The organism is Streptomyces lavendulae subsp. lavendulae (assembly GCF_002803845.1).
Lineage (GTDB): Bacteria > Actinomycetota > Actinomycetes > Streptomycetales > Streptomycetaceae > Streptomyces > Streptomyces lavendulae.
Map to the genome: position 1 here is coordinate 5,992,658 of NZ_CP024985.1, position 13,747 is coordinate 6,006,404.

Annotated in this window: 10 protein-coding genes; 6 read left to right on the forward strand and 4 right to left on the reverse strand. The window is 73.7% G+C overall.

Features of this window, described 5'->3' with window-relative positions:
- The first annotated feature begins 201 nt into the window (after positions 1-201).
- Genes SLAV_RS26700 through SLAV_RS26710 form a run of 3 tightly spaced genes read left to right on the forward strand, consistent with a single transcriptional unit; the run spans position 202 to position 3,960 of the window.
- Entirely contained in the window at positions 202-1,239 is a 1,038-nt protein-coding gene (locus tag SLAV_RS26700) for an ATP-binding cassette domain-containing protein (protein WP_030227988.1), read from the forward strand.
- On the forward strand, positions 1,211-3,298 hold the full coding sequence (locus SLAV_RS26705) for a YhgE/Pip family protein (RefSeq protein WP_030227991.1): 2,088 nt from the start codon (positions 1,211-1,213) through the stop codon (positions 3,296-3,298). Before SLAV_RS26700 ends, SLAV_RS26705 begins: the two co-directional genes overlap by 29 nt.
- 29 nt (positions 3,299-3,327) lie before the next feature.
- The gene (locus SLAV_RS26710; protein WP_030227994.1) at positions 3,328-3,960 is read left to right on the forward strand and encodes a TetR/AcrR family transcriptional regulator; all 633 of its coding nucleotides are present in this window, start codon (positions 3,328-3,330) and stop codon (positions 3,958-3,960) included.
- A gap of 295 nt (positions 3,961-4,255) precedes the next feature.
- Here SLAV_RS26710 and SLAV_RS26715 read toward each other — a convergent pair whose 3' ends face one another.
- The 4 genes from SLAV_RS26715 to SLAV_RS26730 form a co-directional block, all read right to left on the reverse strand.
- A complete protein-coding gene (locus SLAV_RS26715) occupies positions 4,256-6,673 on the reverse strand; it encodes a transglutaminase TgpA family protein (RefSeq protein ID WP_030227997.1) in 2,418 nt (805 codons plus the stop codon).
- Entirely contained in the window at positions 6,670-8,028 is a 1,359-nt protein-coding gene (locus SLAV_RS26720) for a DUF58 domain-containing protein (RefSeq protein WP_051840587.1), read from the reverse strand. Before SLAV_RS26720 ends, SLAV_RS26715 begins: the two co-directional genes overlap by 4 nt.
- Positions 8,028-9,038: an AAA family ATPase gene (locus tag SLAV_RS26725; RefSeq protein ID WP_030228002.1), complete on the reverse strand. Its 1,011-nt coding sequence runs from the start codon at positions 9,036-9,038 to the stop codon at positions 8,028-8,030. The genes SLAV_RS26720 and SLAV_RS26725 overlap by 1 nt, the downstream gene beginning before the upstream one ends.
- Positions 9,039-9,175: 137 nt before the next feature.
- Positions 9,176-9,727 carry a beta-class carbonic anhydrase gene (locus SLAV_RS26730; RefSeq protein WP_030228004.1) on the reverse strand — a complete coding sequence of 184 codons (552 nt, stop codon included), beginning with the start codon at positions 9,725-9,727 and terminating at the stop codon, positions 9,176-9,178.
- Positions 9,728-10,039: 312 nt separating this feature from the next.
- Here SLAV_RS26730 and rsmH point away from each other — a divergent pair, with 312 nt between their 5' ends.
- The 3 genes from rsmH to SLAV_RS26745 all read left to right on the forward strand — a co-directional run bounded on the left by rsmH (position 10,040) and on the right by SLAV_RS26745 (position 13,734).
- The gene (rsmH, locus tag SLAV_RS26735; protein ID WP_078950217.1) at positions 10,040-10,999 is read left to right on the forward strand and encodes a 16S rRNA (cytosine(1402)-N(4))-methyltransferase RsmH; all 960 of its coding nucleotides are present in this window, start codon (positions 10,040-10,042) and stop codon (positions 10,997-10,999) included.
- Positions 10,996-11,532 (forward strand): cell division protein FtsL, encoded by a 537-nt coding sequence (gene ftsL, locus SLAV_RS26740; RefSeq protein WP_037686766.1) that lies wholly within the window; start codon positions 10,996-10,998, stop codon positions 11,530-11,532. The genes rsmH and ftsL overlap by 4 nt, the downstream gene beginning before the upstream one ends.
- A gap of 171 nt (positions 11,533-11,703) precedes the next feature.
- Complete coding sequence (locus tag SLAV_RS26745) at positions 11,704-13,734, forward strand: peptidoglycan D,D-transpeptidase FtsI family protein (RefSeq protein ID WP_158740594.1); 2,031 nt, start codon at positions 11,704-11,706, stop codon at positions 13,732-13,734.
- The last annotated feature ends 13 nt before the right edge of the window (positions 13,735-13,747 follow it).

Below are 13,747 nucleotides of genomic sequence, written 5' to 3' on the forward strand. Positions count from 1 at the left end.
CACGCGTGCGCGTGGCCGTGGATCCATCGTGACGGGCCCCACTGACAATCGCGCTGACCTGCGCATTCACTCCCAAAGCCCCCCTCGGGTGGGGCCCTTGGCCCCGTACCTGGTAGTTTTTGAACTGACCGGTCAGTTCAAAAGGTCCGTCAGGGCCTCGACAAGAGCTGCGACAAGAGCTTCGACAGAAGGGAGGACGGCGTGGACAGCCCGCACGGCGCGGCCGTCAAGGCCGAGGGCTTCGGACTCAAGGGCCCGCGCGGCTGGGTCTTCCGGGGCGTGGACCTCGACGCGGCAGCCGGTGCGCTGATCGCGCTCGAAGGCCCCTCCGGCAGCGGCCGGACCTGCCTGCTCCTCGCCCTCACCGGGCGGATGAAGCCCACCGAGGGCCACGCCGAGATCGGCCGCCACCGGCTGCCGAAGAAGATGGCCGCGGTCCGCCGGATCTCCGCCCTCGGCCCGGTCCCCGGTGTCAACGACCTCGACCAGGCCCTCACCGTCGCCGAGCAACTGCGCGAGGGAGCCCTGCTCCAGCGCCGCTACGACGGTCCCGTGCGGGCCCTGCTGCGCCCGCGCGGCGAGCGCCGCGCCTCGGCCGAGGCCCGTATCGCCGCAGCCCTGGCCGCCGTCGGACTGGACCCGGCCACCCTGCCCAAGGGGCCGCGGACCTCCGTGCGCGACCTGGAGCGGCTGGAGAGCGTACGGCTCTCGCTCGCCGTGGCCCTGCTCGGCAACCCCCGGCTGCTGGCCGTCGACGACCTCGACCTCAAGCTCTCCGGCGCCGAACGGGCCGAGGCCTGGGCCCTGCTGCGCTCCCTCGCCGACCGGGGGACCACCGTCCTCGCGGTGTGCAGCGAGGCCCCGGAGGGCGTCACGGTGCTCCGTACGGTCGCCGCCGGGGAGCCCGCCACGACCGGTGCCCCCGCCGCCCCCGCCCGCCCGGCCGTCGCCCGCGACGCCGGTCCGAAGATCACCTGGGGCCGGCCCGCCGCTCCCGCCTCCCCCACGGACGCGGACGCCGCCACCGGCCCGGCCCCGGACAACGACACGGACGGCAAGACGGACGGCAAGACGGACGGCAAGCCGGGCGGCAACACGGACGGCAACACGGACGGCAAGCCGGACGGCGAGAAGCCCACCACCGCGCCCACCGCCAAAACCACCGAGCCCACCACCAACACCACCGACGAAGACCCGAAGGGGGCGGACGATGCGCTCGCCGAAACTGGCCGCGCTTGAGCTGAAGCGGTTCGGGCGGGGGAAGCTGCCCCGCGCCGCCCTCGTCGCGCTGCTCCTCCTGCCGCTGCTGTACGGAGCCCTGTACCTCTGGTCGTTCTGGGACCCGTACAGCCGTCTCGACAAGGTGCCCGTCGCCCTGGTCAACGCCGACCAGGGCACCACCGTGGACGGCAAGCGCCTCGACGCCGGCGATGAGATCACCAAGAAGCTGCACGGCAGCAAGACCTTCGACTGGCACGAGGTCAGCCAGGCCGAGGCGGCCAAGGGCCTGGAGAACGGGAAGTACTACCTCTCCCTCACCATGCCCGCCGACTTCAGCGCGAAGATCGCCTCCAGCGGCGGCGCCGACCCCACCACCAGCGCCCTCCAGGTCCGCACGAACGACGCCAACAACTACATCGTCGGCTCGATCTCCCGCACCGTCTTCGCCGAGGTCCGCTCGGCGGCCTCCGCCAACGCCTCCCGCGGGTTCCTGGACAAGATCTTCGTCTCGTTCTCCGACCTGCACGACAAGACCGCCGAGGCCGCCGACGGCGCCGACAAGCTCAAGGACGGCGCGGGCAAGGCCCAGCAGGGCGCGAAGGAACTCGCCGACGGCCTCGACACGGCCAAGGAGAAGAACGGCGAGCTCACCGCCGGGCTGAAGAAGCTCAACTCGGCCGCCGGCCAGCTGGAGACCGGCACGAAGGACATCGCCGCCGGCACCCAGACCCTCGCCGACAAGGTCAACGGCGCCGCCGACAAGGCCCGTCCCTTCGTCAAGGACCCCAAGAACCTCGCGGACACCGCCAAGCTGGTCGCCGACACCGCCGCGGTCACGAACAAGCACCTCGACAAGTTCGCCGAGAAGGCCCCGGCCGCCGCCTCGGTCACCAAGCAGCTCGCCGCCCTCGCCGACGGCACCTACACCAAGTACTGCGCCGCCCCCGACCCCAAGATCCCCGCGGGCTTCTGCGAGCAGCAGAAGAGGATCAGGGACGACGCCGCCCAGGCCGCCCTGCTCTCCGGTGACGTCAACACCCTCGTCGGCAACAGCAACGGCGACCTCGGCAGGCTCCGCGGCCAGCTGAGCGACCTGGAGTCCAAGGCCCGCGAGCTCGTCGCCAAGGCCCCCGGCCTCTCCTCCGACCTCGAAGGGGCCGTCGCCAAGGTCAACGCCCTCAACACCGGCGCCCACAAGGCCGCCGACGCCATGGCCCAGCTGCACACCGGCATCGGCACCGCCGCCGGCGGCTCCGGAGCCCTCGGCGAGGGCGTCGGCAAGCTGGGCGACGGCGCGCACAGCCTCGACGGCGGCATGTTCAAGCTCGTCGACGGCACCGGCGAACTCGCCGGCGGCCTGCACGACGGCGCCGGCAAGATCCCCGACTACGACCAGCAGCAGCGCGACGCCCGCACCCAGGTCATGGCCGACCCGGTGAAGCTCGCCAACCAGTCCCTGCACAAGGCGCCCAACTACGGCACCGGCTTCGCCCCGTACTTCATCCCGCTGTCCCTCTGGGTCGGCGCGATGGTCGCCTACATGCTGATCGCCCCGCTGAACAAGCGGGCCCTGGCCGCGGGCGCCTCGCCCTGGCGGATCGCCCTCGCGGGCTGGCTGCCCGTGGCGGGCCTCGGCGCCGCCCAGGTGGGCGCGCTGATGTCCGTGCTCCACTGGGGCCTCGGCCTGGAGATGGCCCGCCCGGCCCTCACCATCGGCTTCCTGTTCCTGGTCACCGGCTGCTTCGCGGCGATCGTCCAGTGGCTCAACGCCAAGTTCGGCGCGGCCGGCCGGATCCTGGTGCTGGCCGTCCTGATGCTCCAGCTGACCTCGGCCGGCGGCACCTACCCCGTCCAGACCAGTCCGGGCTTCTTCAACGCCATCCACCCGTACCTGCCGATGTCGTACATCGTCGAGAGCCTGCGCCGCCTCATCACCGGCGGCGACCTCGCCCCGGTGTGGCAGGGCTGCGGGGTCCTGGTGGCCTTCACCGCCGGGGCCCTGGCGCTCACCGCCCTCGCCGCCCGCGGCAAGCAGGTGTGGACGATGGACCGGCTGCACCCGGAACTGAGCCTGTAGGGGGTGGGTGACCTGTGAGAATCAGCGCCATGGAAAGCAGCAGCACCGGTACGGGCACCGGCGGCGCACGCCGCCAGGCCACCCGGCAGAAGCTCTACGAAGCCGCCGTCACGCTCATCGCCGAACAGGGTTTCTCCGCGACCACGGTCGACGAGATCGCCGAGCGGGCCGGCGTCGCCAAGGGCACCGTCTACTACAACTTCGCCAGCAAGACCGAGCTCTTCGAGGAGCTGCTGCGGCACGGGGTCGGTCTGCTGACCGCCTCGCTGCGCACCGCGGCCCAGGAGACCGAGGCGCGCGGCGGCACCCGGATCGAGGCCCTCGACGCCATGATCCGGGCGGGACTGGTCTTCATCGACCGCTACCCGGCCTTCACCCAGCTCTACGTCGCCGAGCTGTGGCGCACCAACCGGGCCTGGCAGTCCACCCTGATGGTGGTCCGCCAGGAGGCCGTGGCCGTGGTGGAGACGGTGCTGCGCGAGGGCGTCGAGCGGGGGGAGCTCAGCACCGAGATCGACGTGCCGCTGACGGCCGCCGCCCTGGTCGGCATGGTGCTGGTGGCCGCGCTGGACTGGCAGGCCTTCCAGAGCGAGCGGTCGCTGGACGACGTCCACTCGGCGCTGTCGCTGCTGCTGCGGGGCCGGGTCAGCGGGAGCCGCTGAGGGACCCCCGGTCGGCGGTGCCCTCCGGGGAGCCGGGCGGCGTAGAACTGAGTATCCGTACCTAGGTGCACAGATGAGTACGCGTACGGATGGCTCCCACCTGCGCGGACAGCAGACTGGGGGCATCGGGCGGGGCACACGGCCCGCACCGCGGACACGGGGCCGCGGAGCGGACCGGGGCCCCGGCCGGGAGTGAGTGGGGGGACCCGGCAACGGGAAACGCCGGTGTGGTCGGGCTCGGGGGGAACGAGCCCGACCACACCGGCGTTTCGCCGTCGTGCCGCCGCGGCGGACTTCAGCCGCGGTTGCGCAGGGGGAGGCGGAAGCGGGCGCTGAGGGCCGTCGTCCGGGCCGAGACCGCGGCCAGCCGGGCCGACAGGGCCCAGGAGACGCGGGCCGCCGACCGGGGGAGCAGCAGCGCCCGCAGCCTGCCCGGCCGGGTCGCGGACGCCAGCAGCGCGCTCCGGGCCAGGAGGACGTCCTCGGACAGCCCCGGAGCGGAGACCTCCGCGCCGGGCGGGGCGTACAGCGCCCGCTCCACCGCACCCGCGACCCGGTGCACGGCCTGCGCGGCCTCCCCGTCCAGCCGGCCCAGGACCACCACGCGCGCCGCCGCCCGGCGCGGGGAGAGCGCCTCGTCGGGCGGGATGCCCACGTCCCAGGCGGCGTCACCGAGCTCCCGCCACGCGGCCAGGACGTCCCCGCCGGCCAGCCGCCGGCCGCGGACCCGGCGGCGCCACAGCACCGGCAGCAACGGCAGCCCCAGCACGGCCAGTACGGCCGCGCCCCAGCCGATGACCGCGCCCACGGGCAGGCCGCCGGAGCCGGGAGCGGCGGACTGCTTCGGCGCCGCGCCCCCGCACTCGCCGAGCTTCTTCAGCTCGGGCGGGCAGGCGTCGTTCTGCGAGGGGGCCGCCGAGGGCGCCGCCGCCGACTGCGAGGGCAGCGCGGACGGCGCGGACGGCTGCGGGAGCGGGGTGGCGGCGCGGCTGTAGTCCGGCACCGAGATCCCCGAGCGGGGCGTCGGCTCGAACCGGGTCCACCCCACGCCCTCGAAGTACAGCTCGGGCCACGCGTGCGCGTCCCGCATCGAGACGTTCACGCTGCCGTCGGACTGCTTCTCGCCCGGGGTGAAGCCGACCGCCACGCGCGCCGGGATGCCCAGCGTGCGCGACATCGCCGCCATCGAGAAGGCGAAGTGGACGCAGAAGCCCTCCTTGTCCTGGAGGAACCGGGCGATGGCCTGCGAACCCGTCCCCGAGGACACCTTCGTGTCGTAGCGGAAGCCGCCGTTCACCGCGAAGAAGTCCTGGAGCCGGACGGCCCGGGTGTAGTCGTCCTGCGCGCCCTGGGTCACCCGCCGGGCCGTGTCCGCCACCACCGGCGGCAGGTTGTCCGGCACCTTGGTGTACTCGGCCTGCACGAAGGGGTTCGGGCCCGGGGCGGACTGCAGCTGCGCCGCCGTCGGCCGCAGCACAAGGCTCCGTACGGTGTACTGCGCGCCCTGCACGTTCTGGAAGCGGTCCTTGCCCAGCTGGTCGCCGACCAGGGTCCGGCCGACCGGCTCGTACCGCCACTTGCCGGCGATGTCCACCTGCGTCGCCGGGTAGGGCATCGGCAGGTAGCGCTGGGCGTACGTCTCCGCCGCCGAGACGGTGGTGCGGATCTCGGCCGAGCCCTCGCGGACCCGTTCGCTCAGCCCCGCGGGGTTCGGCAGCCGCTCCGGCACGTCGGTCAGGGGGCGCCCGGAGGCTTCCCACTTGACCCCGTTGAACTCGTCCAGCGCCAGGATCCGCAGGTACTGCTCGCCCAGCTGCGGGCTGTCCGTGCGGTACTTGAGCACCACCCGGTTGTCCTGCGCGTTCAGGCTGCTCTGGAGCGACACCAGCGGGTTCACCGCGGAGATCGTGCCCCCGCCGCCCGCCCTGGCGGAGTCCTCACCGGGACGGCCGAGCACCCCGCCGCCGAGCGCGGGCAGCGCGGCCGGCACCGCCAGTGCCAGTCCCAGCGCGGCCACGCCGATCCGGCGGCCGGTGCGCACGGGCGCCAGGGCCCGTCCGCCGCCGCCCGGGCCGCCGCCGTAGCCGGAGGCGGCGGACACCCGCGCGCTCGGGGCCGCGCCGAAGACCCGTCCCCACTGGGCGAGCCGGTCACGGCCCTCGGACAGCAGCAGCATCAGGTAGCCCGCGCCGGCCAGCAGGAAGGCGAACCAGGAGCCGCCCCGCTCCGCCGACAGTCCGGCCGCCACCGAGTACAGCGCCAGCAGCGGCAGTCCGGCCGCCGCCGCCGAGCGCAGCGTGACCGCCAGGGCGTCGACGAGCAGGCCGATCAGCAGCACGCCGCAGAGCAGCAGCAGCCGGATGCCGTCCGTCAGGGGGGCCGGTATCGCGAACTCGCCGACGTCCCGCACGCCCTGCTGGAACAGCCCGCCGAAGTCGGTGACCAGGAAGGCCATCGGCCCGCTCCCGGTGGATTCGGTCTTGCCCGCGAACAGGAGCGCGAGCAGCAGCAGCGACACCAGCAGCTGCGCGCCCACGGTCAGCGGCCGGGCCAGCGGGATCCGCCGGCCCCCGGCGCCCACCGCGGCCTGCACGGCCAGCAGCGCGGCGGCCTGGAGCAGCCAGCCGGAGGTCTCCACCAGCGGGGCCAGTGACCAGGAGGTCAGCAGCGTCGCCAGCGCGGCGAAGAGCGTCACGCGCGCCCGCCCGCTCATACCAGGCCTCCGGGGGTCGTTCCCGTGCTTACGGGGGCGTTCCCGGCCTGCCGCCACAGATCGGCGAAGGCCGCGCCGGGCGGGACGGCCAGCGCCGTCCAGCCGGCGTCGCGCAGCCTGCGCAGCCGCTCTTCCACCCGCGAGGGCTCACCGGCCCAGGTCGCGGAGTCCAGTACGAACGCCACCGCTCCCGCGCTGCGCTGCCGCATCCGGGCCGCCATTTCCGTCTGTACGTCGTCCAGGTCGCCGAAGAACGCGACGAGCAGGCCGTCCCCGCCGGAGCCGAGCCCGGCCCCCGCCCCGCGCACGGCTTCGCAGGCGCGGGCGAGTCCGGAGCCCTGGGAGTGGCCGACCACCGCGAGGGTGTCCATCATCAGCCCGGCCGCCTCGGCGGACTCCTGCCCGCCCGAGGAGAACCCGCCGGCGCCCTCACCGGGCACCGAGTCGCCGGTGTCGGTCAGCAGCCGCACCGAGAACCCCTGCTCCAGGACGTGCAGCACGGTGGAGGCGGCGGCGGAGACCGCCCATTCGAAGGCGGAGTCGGGGCCCGCGCCCTCGTAGGCGCCGCCCCGGGTGTCGAGCAGGACGGTGGCCTTGCTGCGCTGCGGGGTCTCCTCGCGGCGCACCATCAGCTCGCCGTAGCGGGCGGTGGAGCGCCAGTGCACCCGGCGCAGGTCGTCGCCGCGCCGGTAGGTACGGGGGATGACGTCGTCGTCGCCGGCCAGCGCGAGGGAGCGGCGGGTGCCCTCGCCGTAGCCGTTGGCCTCGCCGGTCATCCGGACCGGGGGCAGGGGCTCGGTGCGGGGGACGACGGTGAGGGTGTCGTAGGCGCTGAAGGAACGGGTGAGCTCGACCAGCCCGAAGGGGTCGGTCAGCCGGAGCTGGAGCGGGCCCAGCGGGTAGCGGCCGCGCAGGTCGGAGCGGACCCGGTAGGAGACCTCGCGCCTGCCGCCGGCCTCGACCCGGTCCAGGACGAAGCGGGGCCGGGGTCCCAGGACGTAGGGCACCCGGTCCTGGAGCATCAGCAGTCCCGTGGGGATCCGGGAGACGTTCTCCAGCCGGAGCTGGACGCGGGCCTCGCCGCCGGCGGGCACCCGCGGCGGGGTCAGCCGCCGGTCGGCGGTGACCCGGTGGCGGGTGCGGTGCAGGGTCAGGACGCAGATCAGAGGCAGGACGACGAGCAGCAGGCCGACGCGGAGCAGCTGGCCCTGGCCGAGTACGTACGCGCACCCGGCCGCGGCGGTCCCGGCGGCCAGGAACGAGCGGCCCCGGGTGGTCAGCCCCGCCAGCGAGGCGCGCAGTCCGCCCGGGTCCCTCACCTGCCCGCCGGCGCCGTACGGGGCACCGGCACCCATCAGAAGCCCCGGATGCCCGCGCCGGGCGGCATCTCGCCGCGGGCGTGCGCGGCGGGGACGGGGGTGCGCTGGAGGATGTCCTGGACGACCTGCTCGGCGGTGCGCCGGTTCAGCTGTGCCTGCGCGGTGGGCAGCAGCCGGTGCGCGAGGACGGGCGCGGCCAGCTGCTGGACGTCGTCGGGCAGTACGTAGTCCCGGCCGGCCAGGGCGGCGGAGGCCTTCACGGCGCGCAGCAGGTGCAGGGTGGCGCGGGGCGAGGCGCCGAGGCGCAGGTCCGGGTGGCTGCGGGTGGCGGAGACCAGGTCGACGACGTAGCGGCGGACGGGCGGGGCGACGTACACCTCGCGGACGGCCTCGATGAGCTTGACGACGTCGTGGGCGTGCGCGACGGCGGTGAGGTCGTCGAGGGGGGAGACCCCGCCGTGCACGTCGAGCATCTGGAGCTCGGCGTCGGGGCTGGGGTAGCCGACGGAGACGCGGGCCATGAACCGGTCGCGCTGGGCCTCGGGGAGGGGGTAGGTGCCCTCCATCTCGACCGGGTTCTGGGTGGCGACCACCATGAAGGGGCTGGGCAGGGTGTAGGTGGTGCCGTCTATCGTGACCTGGCGCTCCTCCATCGACTCCAGCAGCGCGGACTGGGTCTTGGGGGAGGCGCGGTTGATCTCGTCGCCGATGACGATCTGCGCGAAGATCGCGCCCGGCTTGAACTCGAACTCGCGGCGCTGCTGGTCGTAGATGCTGACGCCGGTGATGTCGGAGGGCAGCAGGTCTGGGGTGAACTGGATGCGCTGGACCGAGCAGTCGATGGACTTGGCGAGCGTCTTGGCCAGCATGGTCTTGCCGACGCCGGGAACGTCCTCGATCAGCAGGTGGCCCTCGGCGAGGAGCACGGTCAGGGCGAGCCGGACGACCTCCGGCTTCCCCTCGATCACGCCCTCGACCGACTGGCGGATCCGCTCGGCCGTGCTGGTCAGATCAGCGAGGCTCGCTCGGTCGTCGTACGTGGTCACCTGGTTCTCCTCGGCCCTTTTCCAGGGCCGACGCTCTTGGCGCATGAACCGGCCCACCCCGAAACACGGACGCCGTTCCGGAGGGATTCCGGGGGGCGTCCCCCCGCATTCTTGACGCCGTCACGGCCCGGTGTCACTCACGAGGCCGGATCGATCTCCCGCAGGAGGCCCGTGTGCACGTCGAAGACGAAGCCTCGCACATCGTCCTTGTGGGGCAGGAAGGGGTTGGTGCGCACGCGCTGCATGGACTGGCGGACGTCCTGGTCCACGTCGCGGAAGGCCTCGACGGCCCAGGCGGGGCGCTGGCCGACCTCGTCCTCCAGCTCGTGCCGGAAGTCCTCGGTCAGGCTTTCGAGGCCGCAGCCGGTGTGGTGGATGAGTATCACCGTGCGGGTGCCCAGGGCGCGCTGGCTGATGGTGAGCGAGCGGATGGTGTCGTCGGTGACGACGCCGCCGGCGTTGCGGATGGTGTGGCAGTCGCCGAGCTCCAGGCCGAGGGCCTTGTGGAGGTCGAGGCGGGCGTCCATACAGGCCACGACGGCCACGTGGAGGACCGGGCGGGCGTCCATGCCGGGGTCGGTGAACTGCGCGGCGTACCGGCGGTTCGCCTCGACGAGGCGGTCGGTGACGGTTTCGCCGCCGGATCCCTCGGTGACGGGGCCGGCGGGCAGGGATGCGGAAGTCGTCATGGTTACGACGTTAGTGGTCACACGGCGGTGCGGCATTGAGTGAGGGTGGACAAAGAAGGTCAACGAGCCTTGTTGTGAGCTAACCCACAGGGGTGAGGCGGGGGCCGCCGTCCGGGTGATTCGGGGCTTTTGCGTGTTCCCTCCGCGTGGGGCGCACCGGGCGCGGGGCGGTTCGTTGACCGTGGCGACCGTTGCACTAAAGTGACGCGAACCGGCCGGAGCCCGGCCCTCACCCGGCCGCCCGGCCCCCTGGTAAAACTCCGCGTGCGCGGCGCGGCGTACGCCTGCCGCGCCGTTATCTGAGAGGGCGCTTTGACTAGCGAGTCCCGACATGTCCCGGTGATGCTCCAGCGGTGCCTGGACCTGTTGGCCCCGGCGCTGGAGAGGCCGGGGGCCGTGGTCGTCGACTGCACCCTCGGCCTCGGCGGCCACAGCGAGGCCCTGCTGACCCGGTTCCCCGAGGCCCACCTGATCGGCCTTGACCGCGACAAGGAAGCCCTGCGGCTCTCCGGCGAGCGCCTCGCGCCGTACGGCGACCGGGCCACCCTCGTCCACGCGATCTACGCCGACCTCGCCGAGGTGCTCGACAGCCTGGGGATCCCGGCCGTCCAGGGCATCCTCTTCGACCTGGGCGTCTCCTCCATGCAGCTCGACGAGGCCGACCGCGGGTTCGCGTACGCGCAGGACGCCCCGCTGGACATGCGCATGGACCAGACGACCGGCATCAGCGCCGCCGAGGTCCTCAACACCTACGCCCCCGGCGAGCTGGTGCGCATCCTGCGCCAGTACGGCGAGGAGAAGCAGGCGAAGCGGATCGTGTCGGCGATCGTGCGCGAGCGGGAGAAGGAGCCTTTCAGCAACAGCGCGCGGCTGGTGGAGCTGATCCGCGACGCGCTGCCGCAGGCCGCCAAGCGCACGGGCGGCAACCCCGCCAAGCGGACCTTCCAGGCCCTGCGCATCGAGGTCAACGGTGAGCTCTCCGGGCTGGAGAAGGCCATTCCGGCGGCGGTCGACCGGATCGCGGTCGGCGGGCGGATCGCCGTGCTCTCGTACCACTCGCTGGAGGACCGGCTGGTCAAGCAGGTCTTCGCGGCGGGCGCCACCTCCACGGCCCCGCCCGGACTGCCGGTCGTACCGGAGAAGTACCAGCCGAAGCTGAAGCTCCTGACGCGCGGGGCGGAACTGCCCACCGAGGAGGAGATCGCCGAGAACCGGCGGGCCGCCCCGGCCCGGTTCCGCGGCGTCGAGCGCATCCGCGAGGCGCGGCTGTGACCCCGGCGGGCCGCTCCCCGGGCGGCAAGGCCGGCAAGGCGGCCCGCCTCGTCCGGGTGCGGCCCGCCGCCGCCACGGCGGGGCAGGCGGCCCGGATGCCGTTCGTCCTGCTGGTGGTGGCACTGCTCGGCGGCGGGCTGATCAGCCTGCTGCTGCTGAACTCCGCGCTCAACCAGGGCTCCTTCCAGCTGACGAAGCTGAAGAAGGAGACCACCGCCCTGACGGACGAGCAGCAGGCGCTCCAGCGGGACGTCGACGCCTACTCCGCCCCGGACGCGCTCCAGCGGCGGGCGCACGAGCTGGGGCTGGTGCCGGGCGGCAGCCCCGTCTTCATCGGCTCCGACGGCAAGGTCGCCGGCACCCCCGCCCAGGCGGAGGCGCCGCCCGCGCCCTCGCCCCCGGCGGTCTCCCCGAGTGCGCAGCCGCCCGCGTCCGGCGCGGCGGCCCCGCCCTCGGGTGGCCCCGCGCCCGCCACGGGCCAGCCCGCACCCCCTCAAGCCCAGCCACAGCCGAGCCAGACCCCTGGAAGGTGACGTCGTGACGCGGACCCCTGCGGGGCATCTCCCCGCCCCGCCCTTCCACCGTTCCCCGGCCCCCACCCGGCCCCGCGCATCGAACGCCCGCGGGGCTGGGCGGGTCCCTGGCGGTGCCGTCCGGCCGGGCGCCCGCGGTCCCGTGGTGGCCGGGGGACGGAGGGGGCCCCGGTGAGTCCCAAGGAGCCTCCGCGCCGCCGGGTGCCCGGGCCGCCGCGGCCGCGGCCCGGGGAGCGGGCGCGGGCCACGGCCCGCCCGGCGTCCCGCCCCGCGACCCGGCGCCCCGCCGTGCGACGCACCCCGCACACCATCCGCCTCGGCAGCCCGAGGCCCCGGCTGCGCCTGGTCGGCGTGGGCCTGACCCTGGTCATGCTGGCCTTCGTCGTCCGGCTCCTGCAGGTGCAGGCCGTCGACGCCTCCGCGTACTCCGCCAAGGCCACCGAGAACCGCTTCGCCAGCTACACCCTGGCCGCCGAGCGCGGGGAGATCACCGACCGCAAGGGCGTGGCCCTGGCCACCAGCGTCGACGCGTACGACATCACCGCCGACCCCAAGATGTTCACCCCGCAGGAGAGCAAGGCCCCGGACGCCCCCGAGCAGGCCGCGGCCCTCCTCGCGCCGATCCTCGGCAAGGACGCCAAGGAACTCACCGCGCGCCTGAAGACCAAGAACACCCGCTACGTGATCCTGGCCCGCCGCCAGACCCCCCAGGTCTGGAACCAGATCAAGGACCTCAAGAAGCTCTTCGCCGACAAGGCCGCCGCCGACAAGAAGGGCAACGGCCCCGGCGCCAACGTCATCGCGGGCGTCTTCAACGAGGTCAGCAGCAAGCGCGTGTACCCGAACGGCGACCTCGCCGCCGGGATACTGGGTTACGTCAACGCCGAGGGCAAGGGCGGCGGCGGCCTGGAGTCCTCCCTCGACAAGAAGCTGGCCGGCAAGGACGGCCGGCTCACCTACGCCCAGTCCGGGGGCCGCCGCGTCCCCACCGCGGGATCCAGCGAGAAGCCCGCCGTACCCGGCGACGACATCGAGCTGACCATCGACCGCGACATCCAGTGGGCCGCGCAGTCCGCGATCGCCGAGCAGGTCGAGAAGTCCGGCGCCGACCGCGGCTACGTCGTCGTCCAGGACACCCGCACCGGCGAGGTCCTGGCCATGGCCAACGCCCCCGGCTTCGACCCCAACGACCTGACCCGGGCCCGCTCCGCCGCCATGGGCAACGCCGCCCTCCAGGACGTGTACGAGCCCGGATCCACCGCCAAGGTGATCTCGATGGCCGCCGTCCTGGAGGAGAAGAAGGCCGCCCCCGACACCCACGTCGAGGTCCCCAACCGGCTGCACCGCGGCGACCGGCTCTTCAAGGACGACGTCGACCACCCGACCTGGTACCTGACCCTCAACGGGGTCCTCGCCAAGTCCTCGAACATCGGCACCATCCTGGCCACCGGCCAGCTCGGCGCCACCCAGCCCGAGGCCAACCGGGTCCTGTACTCCTACCTCGACAAGTTCGGCATCGGACGCCCCACCGGCCTCAACTACCCCGGCGAGACCCGCGGCATCCTCGCCAGGCCGGAGGCCTGGTCCACCTCGCAGCAGTACACGATCCCCTTCGGCCAGGGCCTGTCCCTCAACGCCATGCAGGCCGCCTCCGTCTACTCCACCATCGCCAACGGCGGGGTCCGGATCACCCCGACCCTGGTGCGCGGCACCAAGGGCCCCGACGGCCGCTTCACCCCGGCCCCGGCACCCGAACAGACGCGCGTGATCAGCCAGGGGACCGCCAAGACCCTCGCGGAGATGCTCGAATCCGTCGTCGACGACCAGGAGGGCACCGGCACCAAGGCCCGCATCCCCGGCTACCGGGTCGGCGGCAAGACCGGCACCTCCAACCGGGTGGATCCGGCCACCGGCCGCTACAAGGGGTACACCGCCTCCTTCGCCGGGTTCGCCCCCGCCGACAACCCGCGGATCACCGTCTACTGCGCCATCCAGAACCCCACCAAGGGCAGTTACTTCGGCGGCCAGATCTGCGGCCCGATCTACAAGACGGTGATGGAGTTCGCGCTCAAGACCCTCCAGGTCGCACCCACCGGAACCGCCCCCGCGGGACTCCCGGTGACCTTCGACGGCGCCCCGCCGCCCGCCACCCCGAACACCACCCAGACCGGCCCGCAGACCGGCCCGCAGCCCGGGCAGTGAACCGGCCGCCCGG